Source organism: Butyricicoccus faecihominis (assembly GCF_014648015.1).
Classification (GTDB): domain Bacteria; phylum Bacillota; class Clostridia; order Oscillospirales; family Butyricicoccaceae; genus Agathobaculum; species Agathobaculum butyriciproducens.
The window spans coordinates 105,001-127,411 of the sequence record NZ_BMQH01000002.1 but is presented as its reverse complement, the minus strand read 5'-3'; the positions used below and the strand labels follow the sequence as shown (position 1 = coordinate 127,411).

Annotated in this window: 22 protein-coding genes and 1 tRNA gene; 4 read left to right on the top strand and 19 right to left on the bottom strand. The window is 57.4% G+C overall.

Going from position 1 to position 22,411, the window contains the following annotated elements; genetic code table 11:
* Window positions 1–2: 2 nt before the first annotated feature.
* The 19 genes from feoB to IEY11_RS02125 all read right to left on the bottom strand — a co-directional run bounded on the left by feoB (window position 3) and on the right by IEY11_RS02125 (window position 19,384).
* Complete coding sequence (gene feoB, locus IEY11_RS02215; protein WP_188885632.1) at window positions 3–2,516, bottom strand: ferrous iron transport protein B; 2,514 nt, start codon at window positions 2,514–2,516, stop codon at window positions 3–5.
* A gap of 243 nt (window positions 2,517–2,759) precedes the next feature.
* The gene (locus tag IEY11_RS02210; RefSeq protein WP_110435064.1) at window positions 2,760–2,981 is read right to left on the bottom strand and encodes a FeoA family protein; all 222 of its coding nucleotides are present in this window, start codon (window positions 2,979–2,981) and stop codon (window positions 2,760–2,762) included.
* Window positions 2,982–3,002: 21 nt separating this feature from the next.
* Complete coding sequence (locus IEY11_RS02205; protein WP_188885631.1) at window positions 3,003–3,212, bottom strand: FeoA family protein; 210 nt, start codon at window positions 3,210–3,212, stop codon at window positions 3,003–3,005.
* Between the two features lie 781 nt (window positions 3,213–3,993).
* Window positions 3,994–4,425, bottom strand: coding sequence for a flavodoxin (locus IEY11_RS02200; RefSeq protein ID WP_116704598.1), 432 nt, complete (start codon window positions 4,423–4,425; stop codon window positions 3,994–3,996).
* 56 nt (window positions 4,426–4,481) lie between these two features.
* Complete coding sequence (locus tag IEY11_RS02195) at window positions 4,482–5,042, bottom strand: DUF3793 family protein (RefSeq protein ID WP_188885630.1); 561 nt, start codon at window positions 5,040–5,042, stop codon at window positions 4,482–4,484.
* Between the two features lie 1,588 nt (window positions 5,043–6,630).
* Entirely contained in the window at window positions 6,631–7,881 is a 1,251-nt protein-coding gene (locus IEY11_RS02190) for a DUF4317 domain-containing protein (protein WP_118730375.1), read from the bottom strand.
* A gap of 770 nt (window positions 7,882–8,651) precedes the next feature.
* Entirely contained in the window at window positions 8,652–9,239 is a 588-nt protein-coding gene (locus IEY11_RS02185) for a hypothetical protein (protein ID WP_188885629.1), read from the bottom strand.
* Window positions 9,227–9,952 carry a sigma factor gene (locus IEY11_RS02180; RefSeq protein ID WP_188885628.1) on the bottom strand — a complete coding sequence of 242 codons (726 nt, stop codon included), beginning with the start codon at window positions 9,950–9,952 and terminating at the stop codon, window positions 9,227–9,229. The genes IEY11_RS02185 and IEY11_RS02180 overlap by 13 nt, the downstream gene beginning before the upstream one ends.
* Window positions 9,953–10,390: 438 nt before the next feature.
* A complete protein-coding gene (locus IEY11_RS02175) occupies window positions 10,391–10,603 on the bottom strand; it encodes an S-layer homology domain-containing protein (RefSeq protein ID WP_158580230.1) in 213 nt (70 codons plus the stop codon).
* A 171-nt stretch (window positions 10,604–10,774) separates the two neighbouring features.
* Window positions 10,775–11,872 (bottom strand): flagellin lysine-N-methylase, encoded by a 1,098-nt coding sequence (gene fliB / locus IEY11_RS02170; RefSeq protein WP_194461852.1) that lies wholly within the window; start codon window positions 11,870–11,872, stop codon window positions 10,775–10,777.
* Window positions 11,873–11,929: 57 nt separating this feature from the next.
* Window positions 11,930–12,895 carry a DUF4373 domain-containing protein gene (locus IEY11_RS02165; RefSeq protein ID WP_188885626.1) on the bottom strand — a complete coding sequence of 322 codons (966 nt, stop codon included), beginning with the start codon at window positions 12,893–12,895 and terminating at the stop codon, window positions 11,930–11,932.
* Window positions 12,896–13,247: 352 nt separating this feature from the next.
* Window positions 13,248–13,338, bottom strand: a tRNA-Ser gene (locus IEY11_RS02160).
* A gap of 6 nt (window positions 13,339–13,344) precedes the next feature.
* Window positions 13,345–13,596 carry a hypothetical protein gene (locus tag IEY11_RS02155; RefSeq protein WP_188885625.1) on the bottom strand — a complete coding sequence of 84 codons (252 nt, stop codon included), beginning with the start codon at window positions 13,594–13,596 and terminating at the stop codon, window positions 13,345–13,347.
* A gap of 40 nt (window positions 13,597–13,636) precedes the next feature.
* Window positions 13,637–14,263, bottom strand: coding sequence for a cytidylate kinase-like family protein (locus IEY11_RS02150; RefSeq protein ID WP_118564008.1), 627 nt, complete (start codon window positions 14,261–14,263; stop codon window positions 13,637–13,639).
* 149 nt (window positions 14,264–14,412) lie between these two features.
* Entirely contained in the window at window positions 14,413–15,120 is a 708-nt protein-coding gene (locus IEY11_RS02145) for an ABC transporter ATP-binding protein (RefSeq protein ID WP_188885624.1), read from the bottom strand.
* 17 nt (window positions 15,121–15,137) lie between these two features.
* Window positions 15,138–15,896 carry an ABC transporter ATP-binding protein gene (locus IEY11_RS02140; protein ID WP_110435077.1) on the bottom strand — a complete coding sequence of 253 codons (759 nt, stop codon included), beginning with the start codon at window positions 15,894–15,896 and terminating at the stop codon, window positions 15,138–15,140.
* Window positions 15,897–15,899: 3 nt separating this feature from the next.
* Window positions 15,900–16,982, bottom strand: a complete 1,083-nt coding sequence (locus IEY11_RS02135) for a branched-chain amino acid ABC transporter permease (RefSeq protein ID WP_188885623.1) — start codon at window positions 16,980–16,982, stop codon at window positions 15,900–15,902.
* A gap of 12 nt (window positions 16,983–16,994) precedes the next feature.
* A complete protein-coding gene (locus IEY11_RS02130) occupies window positions 16,995–17,876 on the bottom strand; it encodes a branched-chain amino acid ABC transporter permease (RefSeq protein WP_188885622.1) in 882 nt (293 codons plus the stop codon).
* A gap of 323 nt (window positions 17,877–18,199) precedes the next feature.
* The gene (locus IEY11_RS02125) at window positions 18,200–19,384 is read right to left on the bottom strand and encodes an ABC transporter substrate-binding protein (RefSeq protein WP_188885621.1); all 1,185 of its coding nucleotides are present in this window, start codon (window positions 19,382–19,384) and stop codon (window positions 18,200–18,202) included.
* 378 nt (window positions 19,385–19,762) lie between these two features.
* Between IEY11_RS02125 and IEY11_RS02120 the strand changes: the two genes are divergently transcribed.
* The 4 genes from IEY11_RS02120 to ispF all read left to right on the top strand — a co-directional run bounded on the left by IEY11_RS02120 (window position 19,763) and on the right by ispF (window position 22,400).
* Window positions 19,763–20,434, top strand: coding sequence for a M23 family metallopeptidase (locus tag IEY11_RS02120; protein ID WP_188885620.1), 672 nt, complete (start codon window positions 19,763–19,765; stop codon window positions 20,432–20,434).
* Window positions 20,431–20,970 carry a site-2 protease family protein gene (locus tag IEY11_RS02115; RefSeq protein ID WP_188885619.1) on the top strand — a complete coding sequence of 180 codons (540 nt, stop codon included), beginning with the start codon at window positions 20,431–20,433 and terminating at the stop codon, window positions 20,968–20,970. Before IEY11_RS02120 ends, IEY11_RS02115 begins: the two co-directional genes overlap by 4 nt.
* 238 nt (window positions 20,971–21,208) lie before the next feature.
* Window positions 21,209–21,925 carry a 2-C-methyl-D-erythritol 4-phosphate cytidylyltransferase gene (gene ispD, locus IEY11_RS02110; RefSeq protein WP_118668118.1) on the top strand — a complete coding sequence of 239 codons (717 nt, stop codon included), beginning with the start codon at window positions 21,209–21,211 and terminating at the stop codon, window positions 21,923–21,925.
* A gap of 1 nt (window position 21,926) precedes the next feature.
* The gene (gene ispF, locus IEY11_RS02105; protein ID WP_118360806.1) at window positions 21,927–22,400 is read left to right on the top strand and encodes a 2-C-methyl-D-erythritol 2,4-cyclodiphosphate synthase; all 474 of its coding nucleotides are present in this window, start codon (window positions 21,927–21,929) and stop codon (window positions 22,398–22,400) included.
* Window positions 22,401–22,411: the final 11 nt, after the last annotated feature.

The window sequence follows — 22,411 nt, the reverse complement described above, 5'->3', positions numbered from 1 at the left end:
GATCAGTTGGCGTCCACGCTCATGCGGCGCAGACCCTCGGTGGAGTCAGCCTTGGCCGGCTTGCGGAACAGCAGGAAGATGATCAGCGCGATGAATGCGATGGCAACGACCGTGCCGATACCGAAGGTCAGCTCGCCGGTGATCAGACCGCCGATCTGATAAATGATGGTGGATACAACGTAAGCGTAAGCACACATGTAGCCGATTGCAAGTGCGGTCCACTTGCCGTTGTTCATCTCACGCTTGATGGCGCCCATTGCCGCGAAGCACGGTGCGCACAGCAGGTTGAACGCCATGAAGGCATACGCGCCGACCTGCGTGAAGTCAGCAGCCAGCTCGCTCCAGATTTCGGAGCCGTCCTCTGCAACCTCGCCGACGAAGTGATACAGCTGACCGAAGGTAGCAACAACGTTCTCCTTCGCAACCAGACCCGAGATGGTGGCAACGGTTCCCTTCCAGTTGCCGAAGCCCGGCAGCGTGAAGATCGGAGCGATAACAGAGCCGATGCGCGCCATGATGGAGTTGTCGATATCGGATACCGCGCAGAACGCGCCGCCTTCCCAGCCGTAGCCGAGGGTGAACCACATAAAGATGGTGGACAGCAGGATGACGGTGCCTGCCTTCTTGATGAAGGAGGAGCCGCGCTCCCACATGGAGCGAAATACGTTGCCTGCGGTCGGAACGTGGTAGCTCGGCAGCTCCATGACGAACGGAGCCGGGTCGCCGGTGAAGATCTTGAACTTCTTGAGCATGATGCCCGAGATGATGATGGACAGCACGCCCAGAACGTAAGCGGAGAATGCGATGGTGCCGGAGCCGCCAAAGAACGCACCTGCGAACATTGCGATGATCGGCAGCTTAGCGCCGCACGGTACGAAGCAGGTGGTCATGATGGTCATGCGGCGGTCGCGCTCCTGCTCAATGGTACGGGAAGCCATGACAGCCGGTACGCCGCAGCCGGAGCCGATCAGCATCGGGATAAAGGACTTGCCCGAAAGACCGAACTTGCGGAAGATACGGTCCATGATGAATGCAACACGCGCCATGTAACCGCAGTCCTCGAGGATAGCGAGGAAGAAGAACAGGATAAGCATCTGCGGAACGAAGCCCAGAACCGCGCCGACACCGGCAACGATACCGTCCATTACCAGGCTGTAAACCCAGCCGTCCTCGTTAACGCCCATGGAGGCGAACAGCTTCTCCAGCAGCACCGGGATACCCGGCACCCATACACCGAAATCAGCCGGGTCCGGCTCCTCGGCAGTCATGGTCTCCTCGAAGGTCGCAAGAGTAACGTCCTCGGTGGTAACCTCACCGGAGTCCTCGTCCTCGAACTCGGCAGTGCCGACAACCGATGCAGCAGCCGGGTCTACCTCGATGGCAGCAGCTGCGTCAGCGATGGCGGTCTCGTCAGCCTCCTCGGCCTCGAGCGCCTCGGTCAGAGCAGCGGTGTCGATGCCGGCCTCGTCAGCAGCCTCGAGCCATGCATCGCGGCGGGTGATCTGGTCGTCGTACTCGGCGGTTGCTTCCTCATAGTCAGCAGCGCCGATGGTGAACAGATGCCAGCCGTCACCGAACACACCGTCGTTCGCCCAGTCGGTGAAGATGCCGCCCGCGGTGGTTACGGAAACGTAGTAGACCAGCCACATGACCAGTGCAAAGATCGGCAGAGCGAGGATTCGGTTGGTAACGATGTGGTCGATCTTATCCGAGGTGGACAGACCGGTCTTTTTCTTCTTTACGCAGTCCTTGACCAGCTTTCCGATGTACTGATAGCGCGCATCGGTGATGATGGACTCCGCGTCGTCGTCCAGCTCCTCCTCAACGGCGGTGATGAGCTTCTCGATCTTGTCCTGCACGTCCTTGCCGAGGGTGAAGCGCGCCTGCACCTTGCTGTCGCGCTCGAACAGCTTGACAGCGAACCAGCGGCGCTGCGCGGGCTCGGTAACATCCGCGATCAGCTTCTCGATCTCGGTGACGGCGTTCTCGATGGAGCCGCCGAAGCCGTGCACTGCCGGAGCCTTCGCAGCCTTTGCCGCCTTCTTGGCAGTCTCGACCAGCTCCCTGGTGCCCTCGCCCTTGATGGCTGCGGTCTCAACGACCGGCACGCCGAGTTCCTGAGACAGCTTCTTTACGTCGATCACGTCGCCGCGCTTCTTGACGATATCCATCATGTTCAGCGCGATAACGACCGGAATGCCCATCTCGAGCAGCTGGGTGGTCAGGTACAGGTTGCGCTCGATGTTGGAAGCATCGACGAGGTTCATGATGGCCTGCGGCTTCTCGTTTACGAGATAATCACGCGCAACGACCTCCTCCAGCGTGTACGGAGAGAGGGAGTAGATACCCGGCAGGTCGGTGATCAGGACTTCCTTATCGCCCTTGAACTTACCTTCCTTCTTTTCCACGGTAACACCCGGCCAGTTGCCGACATACTGGGTCGCACCGGTCAGATCGTTAAACATCGTGGTCTTGCCGCAGTTCGGGTTGCCGGCAAGTGCCAAACGAATTGACATGTTTTTTCCCCTTTCTTGGGATTAGTATCCGCTAACCCCTATGTAAAAAAATTTTAACGAATTTTCGTCTGCCGCAAAGCGATATCCGCGCTTCGTGCGAAGCACGCATAAAATCGGATTTGCAGCGCAAATCCATAAATTCCGGGAGCATGTATCACGGAATTTATACAAGGGACGAAAAAATGTGCCCAAAGGGCGCGGTTTTTCGTCAGCCCTCGATTGAAACCGTGGTTTCAATCGAAATCAGTCAACCTGAATCATCTCAGCGTCTGCCTTGCGAAGCGACAGCTCGTAGCCGCGCACGGTGATCTCGACCGGATCGCCCAGCGGCGCTACCTTGCGGACATAGATCTCCGCACCGCGGGTGATGCCCATATCCATGATACGGCGGCGGGTTGCACCCTCGCCCTCAATCTTGCGGACGGTTACGGTGGCGCCGACCGGCGTGTGTCTCAGATTGCTCATTTGCGTTTGCCCCCTTTGCAATTAAACCATAATGCGCGAAGCCATCTGCTCGGAGATTGCGACGCGCGCATCCTTCACGTTTACGATCACGTTGCCTGCCAGAGAAGACACAACAGTGACCTTTGCGCCCTCGACAAAGCCGAGATTCTGCAGGAACTTTCTCGTCTGGTCTTTTCCTCGAATGGTCTTTACGGTGGTCTCTACACCAACATCCATTAACGTAAGCGGCATAATGGTAATCCTCTCCTTTTCTGTAATCTCTGCGCGAAAAAAAGTGTTTTGTATCAGGTTAGACCGCTCTAACCTATTTATCATTTGAAGTTTACACCAGCTAACCTTTTGTGTCAATACGGAAAAAGCAAGTTTGTCAAAGCTAACTAATCTGCACAGAGTTGGCCGTGTCTAATTGTGCAGTATGCTGTTGCTAACTGTGGGCATCCTGCAGATAGGAGGAAGCCCGCGGTCATTGTTCCGGATGACCGCGGGCTCATGTTGAGGCTGTCAAAAAACTATCGTTTTTCGAGCAGCCTCTCGCTCGAAACCACGCTTTCGAGCGAATACTGAAGAAAAACCGCGCCCTGACGGGCACATTTTTTCTTCCCCTGTATAAATTCCGAGATACACAAGGTGAATTGCCGCATAGCGGCAAGAGAGGGTGGCCTGGGCCATGCTCCCGGAATTTATGAATTTGCTCCGCAAATTCTATTTTATGCGTGCTGACGCACGAAGCGTAAAAATTAAAATAATACTTTTTTTGACAGACTGCATGTTATCGGGGTAACGCCGCTGCCGACCAGCCTTTTCCGCAGATAGGAGGAAGCCCGCGGCCATTGTTCCGGATGACCGCGGGCTCATGTTATGTTTTGACATACCGGGCAGTATGCCATGGGGTTTCCCCCGGGACAAGAAAGGATATTTGTATCATAACTCGTGCCGTCGCACAAGCTACGACCGTAAGAAATTGTTTCGGCGCTGCGCGCAGGTATGCGCACGCCGCAAGAGAAAATCTAATTTAGAATGCTGCGAAGCCCTTGCCGAACTCCTTGCACTTTGCGATGCCGTCGTCGTCCGGGGTTTCGTTGAGGATGAGACCCTCATCGGTGTAGATGACAGCGTTTGCGTCGTTGGTACGCTGTACCCAGTCACGCATCCACTGGCCGTCGCCCCAGCCATAGGAGCCGAACAGCGCAACCTTCAGGCCGGAAATCTTGCTCTCCAGCTCGGTGAAGAACGGGTCGAACTCGGTCTCCTCGAGAACCTCAGCACCCATAGCCGGGCAGCCGAGAGCGATCTTTGCGTACTTAACAGCGTCAGCCGGGGTGGTGTCCGCAACGTTCAGTACGTCAACTTCCATGCCGCCCTCGCGGATGCCGTCTGCAATCGCGTTTGCCATCTGCTCGGTGTTGCCGGTCTGGCTCCAGAAAATAACTGCTGCTTTGCTCATAATGATCTTGCTCCTTCGCATGTATTGTTCTATATTTGTAGTTCTATCGAGTTATGCTATGCTGCAAACACTTCGAGAAGGGTTTCGCCCTTGTCAACGCGTCTGGTCACGGCGTGGCATACCCGCGATAGGCGGTCAAACAGTCGGGATGCCGCCTCGGCATCGCCGTACACCTTCCAGAGACCGCTTAATTTGCAGCCCTTTCCGGCGTATCGAATAAAGCCCACAACGTCCTCGATCGGGTATCCGAGGAACAGTCCGATTTCGTGCGGAAAGTCCTTGGACATGGCGATGCGGCGCTTGAGATTGCGCAGCAGAACATCGAGCGGCTGACCGACCGGGTACGCAAAGTGCCGGAGCACATGCTGCACCTGCGGGTCCGCCATGCGGCGTTCAAGCTGCGGCTTGTTGTATACCAGCAAGAGGAAACGTGCGCTGCAGGCGCAGACGATCTCGAAGTGAATTTCTCGCGCTGAGAACGCATCGCGGTATTCCTTTAATCGCTGCGGCAGATCGGGATATAAATTCCGGTCGCACGACACCAGACTTGCCGGTTTGATGCCCGCCAGTGTCGGCGAGCAGTAGGTCGCTAAAAGTCGATCCAAGCCATTTTGCATTGCTGATGCACCTCCCGTTTACAGTATTTCCGGTCTGTACATTTGGTATGCGTTTTTCCCGAACAGCGCGGCTGCGGTTAGCCATTCAGCCGCGCAATGCCCTGAGGCAATACCGCACAATTAAAGCTGCGGCGTTTTGCGGGTCTTTTGTGCCCTGATTTCGTTGTGATTTTTTGCAATACGTCAAGTATTGCTGCAAAACCACGCCTCATCAGTGCGCAAAATCCGCCGCAAACCGCTCTTGTTCAATTATGCGGTATTGCCTATACGGTTTTGTTCGGAATGATGCGCAAAATACAGAGGAAGCTGTTTCTTTTATAACTATTCAGCACGTTCCCGTTCCGTGAGGAAGCGTGCCGGTCAACGGGGCGTATCAGTAAGCCTCGGCTAACCATGTATATAAGTTAGCATATCCTAACCGATATGTCAAGCACTTTTTCGAGAGAAATTTTCGACCGGATTCCGCGCGGTTAGGTTTTGCTAACCATACCGTTCGGATAGACGTTTTCTCAGCGTGAGAATGGGCGTTTTTGCTGCCTTTTCGGGCGGGAAAATTTTTTCGGGATTTCCCGGATTTTCTGCACCGACCCAGCGGGGTGCGCGAACTGCCGCAGGCGTGTTCGCCCTGACGGGGCGGCTCCTTTTCTGCACCGGAAAGCCGGGGTGCGCGAACTGCGTCAGCGTGTTCGCCCTTTCCGGGCGGAGAGTTTTTCGCTGAACCTCAGCGAGGGGATTCGCCGTCTGCGGACGGCGGGAACGTCGCGGCGCCCGCCGCGGGGGGGCAAAGAGGAAGGACAACCTGCGGTTTTCCTTCCTCTTTGAACTCCTACCTTTCCCTTGCTTCCTAATCTGGCGCAGATTGCCTATATGTGACCGCTTCGAAAATAGGAACGGCAGTCGGGTTACCGCAGCGTGTCTTTCTCCGCCTTTTCGCAGTTCACAGACAGCGTACTGCTACACATATGGGCAACTCTACGCAGGGCGCGGCATAGCAGTGCCGCGCAATTCGTGAGCGCGTTGTAATAGACAGCACCTACGAGGATAAATTATACCAGACATCTAAATTCGTAGGTGCCGTGCGGTATAACGTGTTAAAGAGTTGCGCGGCACTGTCATGCCGCGCCTGCTGGAAGTAGCCGACCTGTGTAGCAGTACGCTATCTGACACTGCGAACAGGTTGCTCAAGAGGACGAACTCCGAAGGTAGTTCGTCCGCAGCAGAGAAAAACTCCTCTGCCGTTCCCTTATTTCGAAGCGGTCACATGTCGGCAATCTGCGCCAGACTAAGAAATAAAGGGAAACGGGAGTTAAGAGGGTAGAAACCGTAGGTGTCTACCCTCTTGCCCCGCCGCGGGGCGCGGCGAATCCCCGCGCTCCGCAGAGCGCAACTCCTCGCTTGATTTCAAGCGAAAAACTCCCCGCCCGTCAGGGGCGAACACGCTGACGCAGTTCGTGCACCCCGCTCAGCCGGTGCTGAAAAAAAGCTGCCGCCCGGAAAGGGTGAACCGCCTGCGCGGTTCAGTTTCCCCACTCAGCCGGTGCTGAAAAAACGAAAAGGGCATACCTTTCGGTACGCCCTAATGTATAAATTATTCCACTTCCACGCCGTTGATCCGCGCGGATTCATCCCCGGTGAGCGGAATGACAAGGCACTTCTGCCCTTCCACAACCTCGGTATGGACGTTTACGGCTCTCTCCTGCGGCATGCGCACGTCGATGACCGTGCCGGTCTCCCACGGAACATCGTCCTCGTCCGTGTCGGTGGCGTTTGCTGCCTGATGCGCCAGCTCCTGCTGCAGCACTGCCACCTTCTGCTCCAGGGCGGCGGTATGCGCCTTGACCGTGCCCTCCTCGACCAGACGGCTGTCCAGCACGTTATGCGCCTGCGGCGGCTGGTCACCGAACACCTGCTCGTACGACTTCTCGATCTGCGCGCGCACCTCATCCGGCACCTCGGCCTCGGTCGCCAGACCGGAAACCGCCTCGGCGGTCAGCTCGACCGGCGGCAGGCTCTCGTCCTCCTCCCGCTCGGCCACCATGGCGCTGATGGTCTTCTGCATCTGGAAGAACGCCGCGTCCGCCTGCTCCTCATCCTCACCGAAGGCGTCGTGCACCACGTTCTTGAATGCCAGCTTGTCCTCGGCAGCCGTGCGCTGCGCGACACAGCCGAGCACGTTCTCGATGAACTCGGGGTGCGACGGACGACCGGTCTTGACGTAGTACATCACGGCGTTGACATCGCTGCCGCGGTTTGCAAATGCCGGGTACACAAAGCCGAGGTCGGGCAGACCGACCACCCAGTCGCGCTCCCGCGCACCGATGCGGTTTTCGTCCTCCTTATAGCCGAGCGCAGGCTTCGCCAGCTCGACCGGGCAGACCGCGCACACGCAGTACGCATACAGCTCGGTGGATTCGTCCTGGTCCTCGCCCGAGGTAGCCTTGCTCGGCACGTCGTACACATCGTGGTAAACCACGATCAGGTAGTTGCCCGGGTAGCTGTACTCCTCGATCACCTGCTCGTACAGACGGTCAAGCAGCTCCTCGTTCGCCAGCTTGCTGTCCTTGAGCGTCAGCAGGTATTTCTGGTGCTCGATGCCGCTGTCGCTGCGGTCAAACTCCAATTCCAGCAGGTTTGCGCCGAGCGTGCCGCTGAACGTCTTTTTGGCGATCTCGAGGTACTTGTAGTATTCATCCTCTTCCAGTTCGGAAAACTGCTCGGTAAACTTGGTCACGATCTGCTTGCCGCTGTTGACGTAGCAGCCGCACAGACGCCCGAACGTGCATTCGGTCTTTTTCAAACGGCGGCGCAGCTCCTGCACATCGCCCTTGGTGATATTCATAGGTTTCGCTCCTTAGCGTGTGGATTCGGTATATACAAGTATACGGCATTTTCCATGCAAAAGGCAAGCATTTTCACGCAAAAAGCGGCCGACCGGGTAAGGTCAGCCGCAAATTGACAGGTTTTGCGCCTGTGTGATATACTTGTCATAAGGAAACGCCTGTTTGCATGGACAAACGGTCAGCTCCTCTTTTCCTCCCTCGGTTTGAGGCGGAAAGGAGGTGGCGTAAATGCGGAAGAAAGCACTTCAGCTTTTGGTATGTGCAGTCATTGTATTGTACATTTTCTCCGTATATGCGCGATGACCGTCCGGCGGCAACCGTACGGTCATCTGTGAAAACTTTTGACTGAACTTGGGAGCTGACCGTCCAACGGACGGCGTTTCCCTTTAATTACATTATAGCACACTTTCAGGTGCTGTCAACCTGCGGAAATTGACATTTTTCGCACGTCCTGTTATACTTAACTCGTGGAAACGCTGTTGCACACGCAGTGAGCAATCACTGCAGGCGGTCAGATCTTCTTCTTCCCCACGGTCTGTGGGCGGAAGGAGGTGCTGCGCATGAGGAAGAAAGCCTTTGAGCTTTTTATCTGTGCGGTCATTGTACTGTACATGTTCCTTATAAATGCGCGATGACCGCTTGGGCTGGCCCCCAAACGGTCATCTAACAAATGACTACTTAGAAAGGGTCTAACCGCTGCGCACAGCGTTTCCCTTTTTGTATCTTTATTATACCACACTCCCGCGCCAAGTCAAGCGCGGGAGCATTTTTATGCCTGCTCTGCGCTCTCACTCTGCCGGCTCTCTCCCGAAGCGTTCCCCGGTTTCTCCGGCGGCTGCACCCTCACCTCAGGCAGGTTTCTCTTATCGCCGGACTGCCGGAACCGATCGTCAATATGCTCACGGAGCCGTTCGGCGTGGCCGCTGCTGCGCGAGGTCACGGTGATGCTGACGCGCTCGCCTTCCTTTGCTTCCTGCCGGACGGTATGCTCCACCGCCTTATCAATGCGTGCAAACCGCGGAATTTTGCCGTCCGGCGGCTGCTCCTTGCCGGAAACGCGGGCGCCGAGCACCTGATTGAACCGGTTTACCGTATACTCCACGCTGTCCGTGCCGCCCACGATGCTGACGCTGGCATATGGCTCATACGCGGCGTACACGCTGGTGGTCGCCATGCCGCACAGGACAGCCGCACACGCCGCCCAGGTCAGCGGCTTTTTCCAACGTCTGCGGTGCTTCGCCGGAATACGAATCTCCTGTCCGACCGCTCTGTTCTTCGCGTCTACAAGGTGAACCATGCCGTCCTCCGCGAGTGCGGCGGCCTTTCCCGCTCGAATATCCGTAATTATCGCACGCATTGTTCTGCCTCCTTGCGCATGGTCTGCAGATAGGTGCAGAGGATGGGGTAATCGCCGTCGATGAGCAGCGCCGCCGCTACAATGTAATCCCGGTGACGGGTTATCGTCCGCGCCGACACGCCGCACTGCTGCGCGAGCGCCTTGATCGGCAGGCTGTGCGCGCTCTGCATGGACGCAAACAGCACCGGCGAATGCAGCAGCGTGCCGACCGCCACGGCGCAGCTGCGGCGCGTCTTGTCCGACTTGGGCGAGCTTGCCGCTAAATCATAAAACGCGAACCCGTACTTCTCAAACACCGTGTTTGCCGCCTCGATTTCCTCCTGTGCGCTGATGGGCTTTGCTTCGCTCATCTGCTCTGCGACCGCCTGCTGCATGGCGGCGTCCGCGCTCTCGCGGTCCACCGTGCCGTCGAACGTCTGCGGGGCAAGCGGCGTTTCCGCGTCAAACCGGTGCTGACTGCGGTAATGGTCGGCAAGGCGTCTGCCAATCACAAGCGACGCATACGCGCCGAACGGCCCGCTTGCCGGGTCGTAGCCCTTGATGGCTTCGTAGAAGGCCAGCAGCGCGACCGAGTATTCATCGTTGCTGCGCGTAACCGCAAAGCCTGCATGCCTGCTCGCGCACCGGAGAACAAATGCCTCATGTGCCTCAATGAACCGCTCCAAAAACGGCTCGTCCGTGCGTGCGCGGACTGCCTGTGTGCTCGTCTGCATGCCGCCGCCTCCTTTCCTTTGATATGAGACTATACCGCATAATTAAAGCTGCGGCGCTTTGTGGTATAGTCTTATTCTAGATTTGCTCTGTGTTGGAACGGTGTACCGACTGTTACCGTTCTGCGTAGACTTCCGTATGTTTTGAAGGACAAAAAAGAGCACCGCAGAATGCAAACTGCGGTGCTCTTTTCATTCGTTCAGGCTGTTGCTTTCTCGTTCTCTTCGCACGTTAGCGCGCATTCAATAGGATTGCATTGCAATCCATAAAAACGGGGAGCATGTATCAGCGCAGCGCGGTCAAGAAACCGCGCAAGGATAGCGCAAATTTTTATACTTCCGGAGGGAGAAAGTTTCAACCAACGGGCGGAACTTTCGGACGACTTTGGAACGGCCCACGGTCCGTTCCTGCTTGTCGGCGAAACTGTAGTTTCGCGACAGTCAGAGTGCTGCGAAACGCTGCAGCATCGCCGCGCACTCCGCGCGGGTTGCCGTTGCCTTGGGAGCGAGTGTCGAGGACGTTTTACCGGTCAGGATGCCGTTCTTGACGCACCACTGCACCGCCTTTTCCGCATACGCGGAAACCGAGCCTGCGTCCGTGTAGGCGGACAGGTCCGCCGCGCCGTCCGGCTCGCCGGCATAGCGGTACAGCATGGCGGCAAGCTGCTCACGGGTGATATTAGGGAAAGGTAGGAGTTCAAAGAGGAAGGGAAACCGCAGGTGTTCCTTCCTTTTTGCCCCCCGCGGCGGGTGCCGCACTCCTCCGCTGTGGTTCAGCGCCGCAAAACAAAAACACCGCAGACCCCCAGTCCGCGGTGTTTCACATTATTCCATTTCGTCAAGGACGGAAAACGCGGCAAGCTGCTCGGTATTGTCCTCGTTATACTCAATCTCGCGCGAGTACGCCTTGCAGATGCAAATCTGCGCCCAGTGCGTGAGTTCCCCGTTGGTGAGCCACTCGTACACATCGAGCAGCTGAATGACCGCCGTGCTCACGAGCGCCAGCTGCACCTTGTCCTGCACAGCGTCGTCCCCGAGCGCCTTCATAAAGTGCCGGTACAGGAAGTACGTCAGCAGGTTATCGTATTCATGGCGTTTGCCCTGATACGCCTGCAAAAAGTCATTCCTGCGGGCGATAATCTCCGGCAGGCGCGCCTTTGCGCCGGTCAGCAGCGTGCGCCAGTCATCCTTGTTGATCTCAAAGCCGAGCAGCATCTCGAGCAGGCTCGTGAGCGTGCTCTCCCGCCAGAACGCCTGCGACCACGAAGCCGTGTCCTCGTCCGTCTCGTCTGCAGCCTTGTCCTCCCCCTCGGGGAACGGGAACAGCAGGTCGTCGTACTGCTCCTGCTGCGCCTTTGCCGTGCGGTAGAGCCTGTCGGCCTTGTCATCGAACGGCGCGTCCTCACACGCCAGCCGGAACAGCGCATCGCGCATGGAAAACAGCACGTTCTCCAGTTCGGTTTCGGCCTCCGTGCCGGTTTCGGATACGCCGTCCGCCTCGGTCACGTCAAACGCCGGTGCGCCGGTCTGCGCGAGGATGAGCTCGGCGGCAGCCTCACAGCACAAGCCGAGACCGTCCTCACGGCCGTCCGAAAACCACTCGTAATACCGCGGGTGGTCGGTGCAGATCTGCGCCATTTTGTCCTCGCCTAAGTGAAGCAGCACTTCGCACAGGTTGCAGTCGTTCAGCAGCGGACACCGCTCCTCGGCGTCCAGACGAAAATGCGCCGGCTCTCCGGTCTGCGCGTCCGCAGGCGCAATGCTCGCGCGCAAACGCTCGCCAAAATCGCCGGGAACGGTCTCGTAGTACGCAAGGGAATCCTCGTCTACGTCGATCTCCCAGCCGATACAGCAGTTTTCCGTGCAGTCCGAGCCGATGCACCGGAATGCTTTGTAATACGCAGGACGGCGAATATAGCCCATCCTAATCACCTCTCTTGTCTGTCTCATTATAGCAGACACGGGCGCGGTTGAAAAGGGTTATGACGGCACCGCCTTCTCCCTTGTGTACCGCTTGACCCGCTCGTACCATTCCCGATCGAACGCGGACAGCTGTTCGCTCGACGGCCCGATTGCAGGCTGCGCCGGTGCGGGCTTTGCCCGTTTCTGCATATTCTCAGCGGTGAGAATGCCGTCACGCTCGCAGTTCTGCAGCAGCGTGCGAAAATACCCTGCCGGATTGCGCGGTGCATTCTCAGCCGTCTGTCGGGCGGTATCTAAAAACACCTCACGGTGCATACCCTTGTTCTGCAGCCTGCGCAGCTCCAGACAGAAATTATGGTCAAACTTACAATTCAGTTTTTCTTCCAGTTCGGTCGTCAGACCAGAATCAGCCGTAACTGCTTTCTCTTCTCTGGTCTGCTCTGCTCTACTGTCCTCTACTGTCCTCTGCTCTTCTGTTCTCTGCTCTTCTCTGCTCTGTGGATTTTCGGTACAACAAATCGCATTTTCCGTACGATAAATCGCATTTTCCGTGTGGGAAATAAATGCACGCAGCACAAAAGACTTGCCACTCGGATTCTTCTCCCGCATTTCCTGCTCGGTGAGAAGCCAAATGTCAAAATTGATGGGCACTGCATTACGCGTCACGGTCGCCAGAAAATACCCCATCTGTATTCTTTTGGATGTGAGAAAGCCGCGTTCATATAACGCAGCATGGAACAGGCCGCTTGCCACCAGCTGATCGACTACGGCGGCCAGTGTTTCGATCGTCACGTTTTCCAGTCCGGCGGTGTACTCGCGGAGCTGCCACAGCGTGTCCTCGCGGCCCTCGCCGCTATAAGCGATGTAGTAGCCCTTGTCGCCGTAGGCAATGTCGAGCAGGCATTCGTACACATACGGCCCGAGCACGCCGAATTTCTGCCGTGCGGCTCTCAGCTTCGGGTCACGGTACAGGCCGATGTCGCGCGGCCACCAGTCCAATCCAACTTTTCTGTTTCTGCCCATGTGAGCACCTCCCTTTACCCTACCGCCGGAACGGATAAAAAATTGACCACAAATGGTCAACTCCGAAAAAATATTTTCCGGAAAATAAAAAAACATCCCCTGTTCACAGTCAGAGGATGTTAAAATCTGTTCGCAGCCCGCGCGTAAGCGCGTATTCAATAGGATTGCTCTGCAATCCGAAAAAACCGGGAGCATGTATCTCGGTTTTTTCACTTCCGGAGGGAGAAAGTTTCTGCATAGGAACTTTCGGACGACTTTGGAACGGCCTACGGTCCGTTCCTCCTTGTCGGCGAAACTGTAGTTTCGCGACAGGTAATGCAAAAAGAGCCGAAACCAACGTTTCAGCTCTTTATGGCGGAGAGTTAGGGATTTGAACCCTAGAGACGCTCATCACGCCTACACGATTTCCAATCGTGCGCCTTCGACCACTCAGCCAACTCTCCATCTTGTTAAGTTGTTGTCGTTTTTGATGACTCATCGCTGACGACTTGTTTAGTATATAACAGAATCCCCGTTTCGTCAACCCTTTTTTCAAATTTTTTTGAAAAAGTTTTTTCAGGTCGAATTGGGGCGGATTGCAGGCGTAGGATTTGGCGTTGCGCAGACCATACAACGGCATACATTCCACCAAAGGGTTCGACCTGTAAATCATAACGATTATGGGATACCGTAAGGCAAATCCTTTCAACCGCCAAACGCAAAAAAGAAAACCGCCTGCTCTCGCAAACGGTTCTCCCCTATTTACTTCTGAAACTGCTCGCGCACTTCCATATACTTGATGATCTCCTCAACCGTGCCATCAAAGCCGAGCACGCCGCTGTTGAGCGACAGATCATAATTCCGCGCGTCATACCAGTCGTGGCCGGTGTGGTGCTTGTAGTAGCGGGCGCGGTACTCGTCGATCTCGGCAATTTTCTTCTCGACCTCGTTCTCGGGCAGCGAGTCCACCTTCATGGCCTGCTCGAGACAGAAATCCTTGTCCGCATGGACGAACACGCGCACAACATCCGGTCGGCCTGCCAGAATATAGTCGGCGCAGCGGCCGATCATAACGCACGGACCCTGATCCGCCAAACGGCGGATGATCTTCACCTGATAGGCGAACAGCGCCTCATCCTTGAGGTAGGACTTGGACGAGTCGTTCGGCACGGGCGTGTTGCCGTGATAATGCGCGCGCAGGCGCGTCAGGAAATCGCCCTTGAGACGCTCGTCCGAGAACAGCATGGCATTTACACCGCTGTCCTCACTCGCCATGGTGATGATCTCGCGGTTGTAGAACGGAATGCCCAGCTTGTCCGCCAGCATCTTGCCGACCGTCTTGCCGCCCGAACCGTACTGGCGCGCGATGGTGATAACGTAAGGTTTCATAATTTACCCCCTACATAAATTGATAATTGAGAATGGAGAATTGAGAATTGAGAATTGTGGTATCGCGCATAGCGCGATTATTTAATATCGGCGCTGTGCGCCGCACATTCATTTTCCATTTTCCATTCTCCATTTTCCATTTCCGAAATTTATTCTCCCAGATAAGCCTTCTTGATGGCATCATCATTCAGCAGATCGGCTGCCTTGCCGGTCTTGACAATTTTGCCGGTCTCAAGGACGTAGCCTCTGTCCGCGATGGACAGCGCCTTCTTTGCGTTCTGCTCTACGAGCAGGACGGTGGTGCCTGCCTTGGACACTTCCTCGATGATCTTGAAGATTTCGCCTACGAACAGCGGCGACAGACCCATGGACGGCTCATCGAGCAGCAGGATGCGCGGCTTGCTCATCAGTGCGCGGCCCATCGCGAGCATCTGCTGCTCGCCGCCGGACAGCGTACCGGCTGCCTGATTTTTACGCTCCTCCAGACGCGGAAAACGCTCGTAGACCATTTTCAGCGACTCCGGGATCTCATTCTTCGGGCGGGTGTACGCGCCCATACGCAGGTTCTCCGCGACCGTCAGACCCGCGAACACGCGGCGGCCCTCCGGAACGTGGCTCATGCCCAGCTTCACGATGGCATGACCCGGCTTGTGCGTGATGTCCTTGCCCTCAAACGTCACCGTGCCGCCCTTCGACGGCAGCAGACCCGTGACCGTGTGCAGCGTGGTGGTCTTACCGGCGCCGTTTGCACCGATGAGCGCTACGACCTCGCCCTCGTTTACCTCGAAGGAAACGTCGCGCAGTGCATGAATCAGGCCGTAATACACGTTGATGTCCTTTACTTCCAACATTGCCATACTTGTTTCCTCCTTTCTTATTCGCCCAGATACGCCTTAACGACTTCCGGATTGCTCAGCACTTCCTTGGGCGTGCCCTCAGCCAGCAGACGGCCGAAGTTGAGCACATACAGGTACTCGCAGATGCCGGAGACCAGCTTCATGTCGTGCTCGATGAGCAGGACGGTCACGCCGAACCTCTTGCGGACGATTTCGATCGTCTCCATCAGCTCCTCGGTCTCGTTCGGGTTCATGCCCGCGGCAGGCTCGTCGAGCAGCAGCAGCTTGGGGTTGGTCGCGAGCGCACGCGCGATCTCCAGCTTGCGCTGCTTGCCGTACGGCAGGTTGGCTGCCTTGTAGTCGGCTACACCGTCCAGATCGAACACGCGCAGCAGCTCCATCGCCTTTTCGTCCATCTGCTTCTCCTTTTTGCGGTAGGAGCCGAGGTGGAACATGCTTTCTGCGAACGAGTAGGTGATCTGATTGTGCAGACCGGTCTTTACGTTATCCAGCACGCTCAGCTGCGAGAACAGGCGGATGTTCTGGAACGTACGGGCAACGCCCAGTTTACAAATTTCATGCGGCTTTTTGCCGATGAGGTTCTGACCGTCCAGACGGATGCCGCCGTCGGTCGGGCGGTACACGCCGGTCAGCATATTGAATGCGGTGGTCTTGCCTGCGCCGTTCGGGCCGATGAGGCCGACCAGACCGCCCTTTTCGATTTTCATGCTCAGCTCGTCAACGGCACGCAGACCGCCGAACGAAATGCCGAGCGAAGTAACTTCCAGCATTGCCATGGCTTACACACCCTCCTTCTTGCCGCCGGCCTTTTCGGCCTTTTCCATCTGACGCATTGCGCGCTTCTCCAGCAGGCAAACCTTGAAGGAGGAGTTGTTGAACAGCATCATTGCAATCAGCAGGATCGCGTAGATGAGCATACGGTAGTTGCTCAGACCGCGCAGCAGCTCGGGCAGCAGCGTCAGCAGCGTTGCGGCGATAATCGAGCCCCAGATGTTGCCCAGACCGCCGAGAACGACGAATACGAGCACCAGAATGGAGGTGTTGAAGTCAAACTTGGCAGCGGTAACGGTGGAGAAGTTCATCGCGTACAGCGTGCCCGCCATGCCGGCGAACGCCGCGGAGACCACGAACGCGAGCAGCTTGTAGTGCGAGGTGGAGATGCCGATGGAGTCAGCGGCGATCTTGTTGTCGCGCACCGCCATAACAGCACGTCCCGTGCGGCTGTTTACAAAGTTCAGCACGAAGAACAGCGTAACGAGGATGAGCACAACGCCCGAGGTGAAGGTGGAGATCTTGGTGACGCCGGATACGCCGATCGGGCCGTTGATGATCATCTTGCCGCCGTCGCCCAGCTGGAAATTCTGGTTGACCAGGCTGAAATGCAGACCGGCATCATCCAGACCGAGATACATAACGTTTACAATGTTTTTGATGATCTCACCGAAGGCGAGAGTTACGATGGCGAGGTAGTCGCCCTTGAGGCGCAGTACCGGCACGCCGACGATAACACCCGCAATCGCCGCAAACAGTCCGGCAACGACCATGGCGACCGCCAGACGCAGCGGTGCAAGCGGAATCGCATCCGCCAGACAGGTGGTGATGACAATGCCCGCAAACGCGCCGACCGACATAAAGCCCGCATGGCCGAGCGACAGCTCACCGAGGATGCCGACGGTCAGGTTGAGCGAGATCGCCATGACAACATACGAGCAGATCGGCACGAGCAGACCCTTGATCTGGCTGGAGATGCCGCCGCCCGCGATGGCTGCCTGCACGATGATGTACGCAATAATGACAATGCCGAAGCACAGCAGCGTGTCACGTCCGCGCTTGGACGCAGCATAGGATTTTAACTTGTTCATATGACTGCCCCCTTAAACCTTTTCGCTCACATGCTTGCCGAGCAGGCCGTCCGGCTTGACCAGCAGCACCACGATGAGCACCGCGAACACGATCGCGTCCGACAGCTGCGTGGAAATGTACGCCTTGGCGAAAATCTCGATGATGCCGAGCAGAATGCCGCCGATGAACGCGCCCGGAATCGAGCCGATGCCGCCGAATACGGCAGCGGTGAATGCCTTGATGCCCGGCAGCGAGCCGGTGGTCGGCATCAGGGTCGGGTACGCGGAGCACAGCAGTACGCCCGCGATAGCGGCAAGACCCGAGCCGATCGCAAAGGTGATGGAAATGGTCGTGTTGACGTTGATGCCCATCAGCTGGGCCGCGCCCTTGTCCTCAGAAACCGCACGCATCGCCGTGCCGACCTTGCTCTTGCCGGTGAACAGCATCAGAGCGACCATGATGACAACGCACGCCGCAATGGCAACGAGCGTCACCTTGGAGATCTGCAGCTGACCGCCGAACAGGCTGAGCGCATCGCCGGTAACGACCGAGGTAAAGGTCTTCGGGTTGGAGGACCAGATCAGCAGCGCCGCATTCTGCAGGAAGTACGAAACGCCGATGGCTGTGATCAGCACCGCCAGCGACGGCGCCATACGCAGCGGCTTGTAGGCAAGTCTCTCAATAACAACACCGAGCGCGGTGCAGACAATAACAGCCAGCACAACGCCCATCCACGCCGGCCAGCCGAGATAGGTGGTAGCGCAGAAGCACATGTAGCCGCCTACCATGATAACATCGCCGTGCGCGAAGTTCAGCATTTTTGCAATGCCGTAAACCATCGTGTAGCCGAGTGCGATGATGGCGTAGATGCTGCCCAGACTGATGCCGCTGATCAAATGATTCAAAAAGCTCATGGTTTGGAACACCTCAAATCTTTATTTCTCCTGTTTATGAAATGGGGCAGTGGTTCGGCAATGGTCAAGCCACCGCCCCACCCCATAACTTTCGGTGGATGATACCTCTTTATAATAGGCGTAAAGGAGGACTGCTTCCAGACCTCCTTCACTCGCCCTTGCGTTCTTAATATGTCCCGGGCGAGCTTTGCCCGTCCGGGACACCGCTGCCCGCGCCATCGCGGCGCGACACCTTTGCCGTGCAAAGGCGAGGGGGATATCCAAAAAAGTTTCTTCGGAACTTTTTTGGTATCTAAGGGGGACAGAGTCCCCCTTAGAGGGTCTTACATACCAACGTAAGCGCCGTTCTCGATAACCATGCCCTTCGGGGACTTGGATACGGCACCGGTCTCATCCCAGGTCATGCCCTCGCCGGTCAGGCCGTCAAAGGTCATGGAGGTGAACTGCTCGATCATCTTGTCGCACAGGTCCTCAGCGGACATATCCGGCGTAGCGCCTGCATTCTCGAGTGCCTGCTTGTAAGCGTAAACACAGTCGTAAGCGTCGGCTGCGAACTGGTTCGGGGTTTCGCCGAACTGATCCTTGTACTTCTTAACGAAGGAAGCGGTCTTTTCGTCGGTTGCGTCTGCGTTGAACGGGGTCAGCAGCATAACGCCCTCGGCCAGCTTGGGATCAAAGCCTTCCATGGTCAGGATGCCGTCCATGCCGTCTACGCCGAAGAACTTCGGCTTGTAGCCCATGCTGTTTGCCTGCGTCAGGATCAGGGATGCCGGCTGATAGTACATCGGCAGGAATACCAGGTCAGCGCCCTTGCTCTTTGCATCGTTCAGCTGAACGGAGAAGTCGTTAGCAGAAGCATCGGTGAAGGTCTTGTCGGAAACGACCTCGAGGCCCTTGGCCTTTGCCTCTTCTACGAACTTGTCGTGAATGCCGGTGGAGTAAACGTCATCGTTCTTCCAGATGATCGCAACCTTGGTGCCGAGCTTCTGCTCTGCAATGTACTGCGCGGATGCGGTGCCCTGGTTCGGGTCCATAAAGCACATCTGGAATACGTTGTCCTTGCCCTCGGTTACTGCAACGGAGGATGCGGACGGGGTCAGCGCGAAAATGCGGTCGCTGTAGTTCTCAGCGGCGGTAGCCTCGCACGGCTTGGAGGTTACGGAGCCGAGGGACAGCTGCATGCCCCAGTCTTTCAGGGTGTTGTAGGCGTTGACAGCCTTCTCGGCGTCGTGCTCATCGTCCTGATAGTTCAGCTCGAACTGAATATCGCCGCCCTCAGCGTTGATCTCGTCAACAGCGATCTGCGCGCCGTTCTTTGCAGCATTGCCGTAAATAGCAGCCGCGCCGGTCAGCGGGCCGGTGCCGCCAATCTTGAAGGCAGTGCCGGAAGCGGTGCTGTCGGAGCCGCTGTTCTGCGCATCGGAGCTGCTCGAAGCGGAGCCGCCGCAGCCGGTCAGCGCCGTAGCCAGCATAGCGCCGGCAAGAAGCATACTGAGTGTTTTCTTCATGGTGAAATCTTCTCCTTTGTTTCCCCCGAATCGGCATACCCTATCGGGTGTCTTGGATTATGCTTCACATTATACTACCATTTCCGCATTTCGGCTCACTTTTTTTGCGCTGAGAATACAATTTCAGATAATCTACTGATTATCTTTTGAGTAACTTTACGTTTTTTGTATCTTCTCACAAGAACACTTGTCCGCCCTGCAAGGATTCCTGCAAATTACTTCCATCCTGCCGCCGTTTTTGCAGGGAGAGCCCGCAAAATTTTTCTCACGCTGAGAACATCATAGACTATCTTCGCTATTCATAAGATATTCGTAGGGCGGGGTGCCCCGCCCTGCGGTGTTCATTCAATCTGTGCAACATTTCAAGGAGGGTACCCCATGACCGAAAAACGCCACGGAAAAGGACTGTTATTCATCGTAACGCTGGTTCTCGCTGCCGGTGTGATAAAGTACGCCGATATCCCCTTCGCGCAGACCGTGCGCGAAAAGGCGGCTTCCGCCCTGTCCGGCGCGGCAAACGCAGACCATGTTCTCGCGGTATTCGGCGGCTCTGCCATGCCCGCAGATACCGTTCCTGCGGAATCCTCCGGCGGTGCGGACGATATTTTGGACCGCGACCAGACCCTGTTCCCCGACACGGTTGACCAGACCGTCTATCCGATGGAGTTCGAGCACGCCACGCCGGCTTCCGGCACGCTGACGTCCTCTTTCGGCAGCAGGCTCAGTCCCATCACCGGTCAGCCGGGCTTCCACTACGGGCTTGACCTTGCCGCGGACGAGGGCACGCCCATCACCGCCTTCGCGGACGGCACGGTGCGCGAGACCGGCGAATCCGGCTACGGCCTGTACGTCATTGTCGATCACGCGGACGGTTTTGCAACCCTATACGCGCACTGCAGCAGCATTTCCGCCAAAGTCGGTGATAAAGTGACCTGCGGCGAGCAGATCGCCCAGGTCGGTCAGACCGGCAACGCCACCGGTCCGCACCTGCACCTCGAGCTGTGGCACAACGGCGCGGCGCTCGATCCCGCCGACTATCTCGCACTGTGAGCCGGATTCAGGTCCGCGACGGCTTTCTTGTGCTCATGGCTGCGCTCTGGTGCGCGGATGAGAGCGGTGTGCTGCCCATTTTCCTGCTGGCGGCGGCTGTACACGAGTGCGGACACCTTTTCGTCATTCGTCTGTCCGGCGGCACGGTGCATGCCCTGTGCCTGACCGCCTGCGGCGCTGTCCTGCGGTGCAGCCTGCCGCCATCGCCGTTTTCGCGCGCCGCCATCTGCCTCGCCGGACCGGCGGCCAGCTTTGCGCTCACCGCACTGGCGAACCCGCTCGGCGCGTACCGGCTTGCCGGCGCGAGTGCCCTGCTCGGGCTGTTCAACCTGCTGCCTGTGCCCCCGCTCGACGGCGGCATGGCGCTCCGGCACCTCGCGGACGGGCGGTTTACACGCCTGCTGAACGAGATTGCGGGCGTGTCCGTTCTCGTTCTCCTTGCGGGCGGTGTCCTCCTGTGGAAGTCGGGATTTGGCGGGTGGCTGTTGCTCGCTGGATTGATGGTCGCCGCATGCAACCCACATGCACGCGCATAACCGCAGGAGCGAACAATGTTCGCCCACAACACGTTCGATTTTACGTTGTTCGGGAGCACACTGTGCTCCCCTGCGGGATAATCGTTGCAGATGAAGCCGCTCCGGAGTGCTCCGCCCTACGATAAATTCTCACAACCCTTGTAAATTTTGCCGAAATCGTGTAAAATAACGGTACAAAGATTTATCCAAACGAACCAAAAGGCTCACAAAGCCTTTTGATAGAAAGGACCGAACAATTATGCTGGGAAAACGCAGAAAAAAAACTGATCTCCCCGCCGTATGCGCTGTTATCGTAGCGGCAGGCTCCTCCCGCCGCATGGGCGGCGAAAACAAGCTGCTGCTCGAGATTGACGGCGTACCCGTCCTCGCACGCACGCTTTCCGCCTTCCAGAAATGCGCCGCCATCCGCGATATCGTGCTCGTCTGCCGCGAGCAGGACATCATGCCCTATACCGAGCTGGCGAAGGCCTTCTCCATTGACAAGCTGTGCACGGTGACGCGCGGCGGCGAGACCCGCACGGAATCCGTTCTCGCGGGCATCACGGCCGCACCGGAAAATGCCGTGCTTGTTGCCGTACACGACGGCGCCCGCCCGCTCGTCTCCGAGGCCGTTATTACCGAGGCGGTTACCACCGCCGCCGCGTGCGGTGCTGCCGCGCCGGTCGTTCCGGTCAAGGACAGCATCAAGCGCATCGAAAACGGCAATATCGCCGCCGATGTCGCCCGCGACACGCTTGCCGCGGTGCAGACCCCGCAGGTATTCCGCAAGGACCTGCTCCGCCGTGCGCTGACCTCGGCGGCCGAGCGCGGCTACAGCTTCACCGACGACTGCGCGGCTGTCGAGTCGCTCGGCACCATCGTCAAGGCGACCCACGGCAGCTACCAGAACATTAAAATCACCACGCCGGAGGACATTCTCGTTGCAGAAGCGCTCCTCACAAGGGAGGTCAAGTGATATGCGCATCGGACACGGTTACGACGTACACAGACTGGTCTCCGGCAGACCGTGCATCATCGGCGGTGTGAACATTCCGTTTGAGCTTGGTCTGGACGGTCACTCGGACGCGGACGTGCTCACGCATGCCGTCATGGATTCCCTGCTCGGCGCACTCGCGCTCGGTGACATCGGGGGGCACTTCCCGGACACCGACCCGCGCTACAAGGGCGCGGACAGCATCGCGCTGCTGCGGCACGTTGCCGCACTCGTGCGCGAAAGCGGCTGGCAGCTCGGCAATTTGGATGCGACCGTGCTCGCACAGGCGCCCAAGCTCGCGCCGCACATTCTGCAGATGCGCGAGAACCTTGCCGCCGCCATCGGCTGCGCGGTCGAGCAGGTTTCGGTCAAAGCCACCACCGAGGAGGGACTGGGCTTTACCGGCTCCAAACAAGGCATTGCCGCGCACTGCGTGTGCCTTTTAGAGCGAATCTGAACAGTCTTACA

What these genes read in the sequence shown, in the direction of transcription:
- IEY11_RS02175 (WP_158580230.1), bottom strand. Translation starts at nt 10,603, where the DNA reads ATGCTGTACCGCTATGCCGGCGAGCCGGACGGCGCGGCGGACCTGTCC.
- ispF (WP_118360806.1), top strand. Translation starts at nt 21,927, where the DNA reads ATGCGCATCGGACACGGTTACGACGTACACAGACTGGTCTCCGGCAGA.
- feoB (WP_188885632.1), bottom strand. Translation starts at nt 2,516, where the DNA reads ATGTCAATTCGTTTGGCACTTGCCGGCAACCCGAACTGCGGCAAGACC.
- IEY11_RS02125 (WP_188885621.1), bottom strand. Translation starts at nt 19,384, where the DNA reads ATGAAGAAAACACTCAGTATGCTTCTTGCCGGCGCTATGCTGGCTACG.
- IEY11_RS02120 (WP_188885620.1), top strand. Translation starts at nt 19,763, where the DNA reads ATGACCGAAAAACGCCACGGAAAAGGACTGTTATTCATCGTAACGCTG.
- IEY11_RS02210 (WP_110435064.1), bottom strand. Translation starts at nt 2,981, where the DNA reads ATGAGCAATCTGAGACACACGCCGGTCGGCGCCACCGTAACCGTCCGC.
- ispD (WP_118668118.1), top strand. Translation starts at nt 21,209, where the DNA reads ATGCTGGGAAAACGCAGAAAAAAAACTGATCTCCCCGCCGTATGCGCT.
- IEY11_RS02205 (WP_188885631.1), bottom strand. Translation starts at nt 3,212, where the DNA reads ATGCCGCTTACGTTAATGGATGTTGGTGTAGAGACCACCGTAAAGACC.
- IEY11_RS02150 (WP_118564008.1), bottom strand. Translation starts at nt 14,263, where the DNA reads ATGAAACCTTACGTTATCACCATCGCGCGCCAGTACGGTTCGGGCGGC.
- IEY11_RS02165 (WP_188885626.1), bottom strand. Translation starts at nt 12,895, where the DNA reads ATGGGCAGAAACAGAAAAGTTGGATTGGACTGGTGGCCGCGCGACATC.
- IEY11_RS02145 (WP_188885624.1), bottom strand. Translation starts at nt 15,120, where the DNA reads ATGGCAATGTTGGAAGTAAAGGACATCAACGTGTATTACGGCCTGATT.
- IEY11_RS02195 (WP_188885630.1), bottom strand. Translation starts at nt 5,042, where the DNA reads ATGCAAAATGGCTTGGATCGACTTTTAGCGACCTACTGCTCGCCGACA.
- IEY11_RS02185 (WP_188885629.1), bottom strand. Translation starts at nt 9,239, where the DNA reads ATGCGTGCGATAATTACGGATATTCGAGCGGGAAAGGCCGCCGCACTC.
- IEY11_RS02130 (WP_188885622.1), bottom strand. Translation starts at nt 17,876, where the DNA reads ATGAGCTTTTTGAATCATTTGATCAGCGGCATCAGTCTGGGCAGCATC.
- IEY11_RS02180 (WP_188885628.1), bottom strand. Translation starts at nt 9,952, where the DNA reads ATGCAGACGAGCACACAGGCAGTCCGCGCACGCACGGACGAGCCGTTT.
- fliB (WP_194461852.1), bottom strand. Translation starts at nt 11,872, where the DNA reads ATGGGCTATATTCGCCGTCCTGCGTATTACAAAGCATTCCGGTGCATC.
- IEY11_RS02135 (WP_188885623.1), bottom strand. Translation starts at nt 16,982, where the DNA reads ATGAACAAGTTAAAATCCTATGCTGCGTCCAAGCGCGGACGTGACACG.
- IEY11_RS02200 (WP_116704598.1), bottom strand. Translation starts at nt 4,425, where the DNA reads ATGAGCAAAGCAGCAGTTATTTTCTGGAGCCAGACCGGCAACACCGAG.
- IEY11_RS02190 (WP_118730375.1), bottom strand. Translation starts at nt 7,881, where the DNA reads ATGAATATCACCAAGGGCGATGTGCAGGAGCTGCGCCGCCGTTTGAAA.
- IEY11_RS02140 (WP_110435077.1), bottom strand. Translation starts at nt 15,896, where the DNA reads ATGGCAATGCTGGAAGTTACTTCGCTCGGCATTTCGTTCGGCGGTCTG.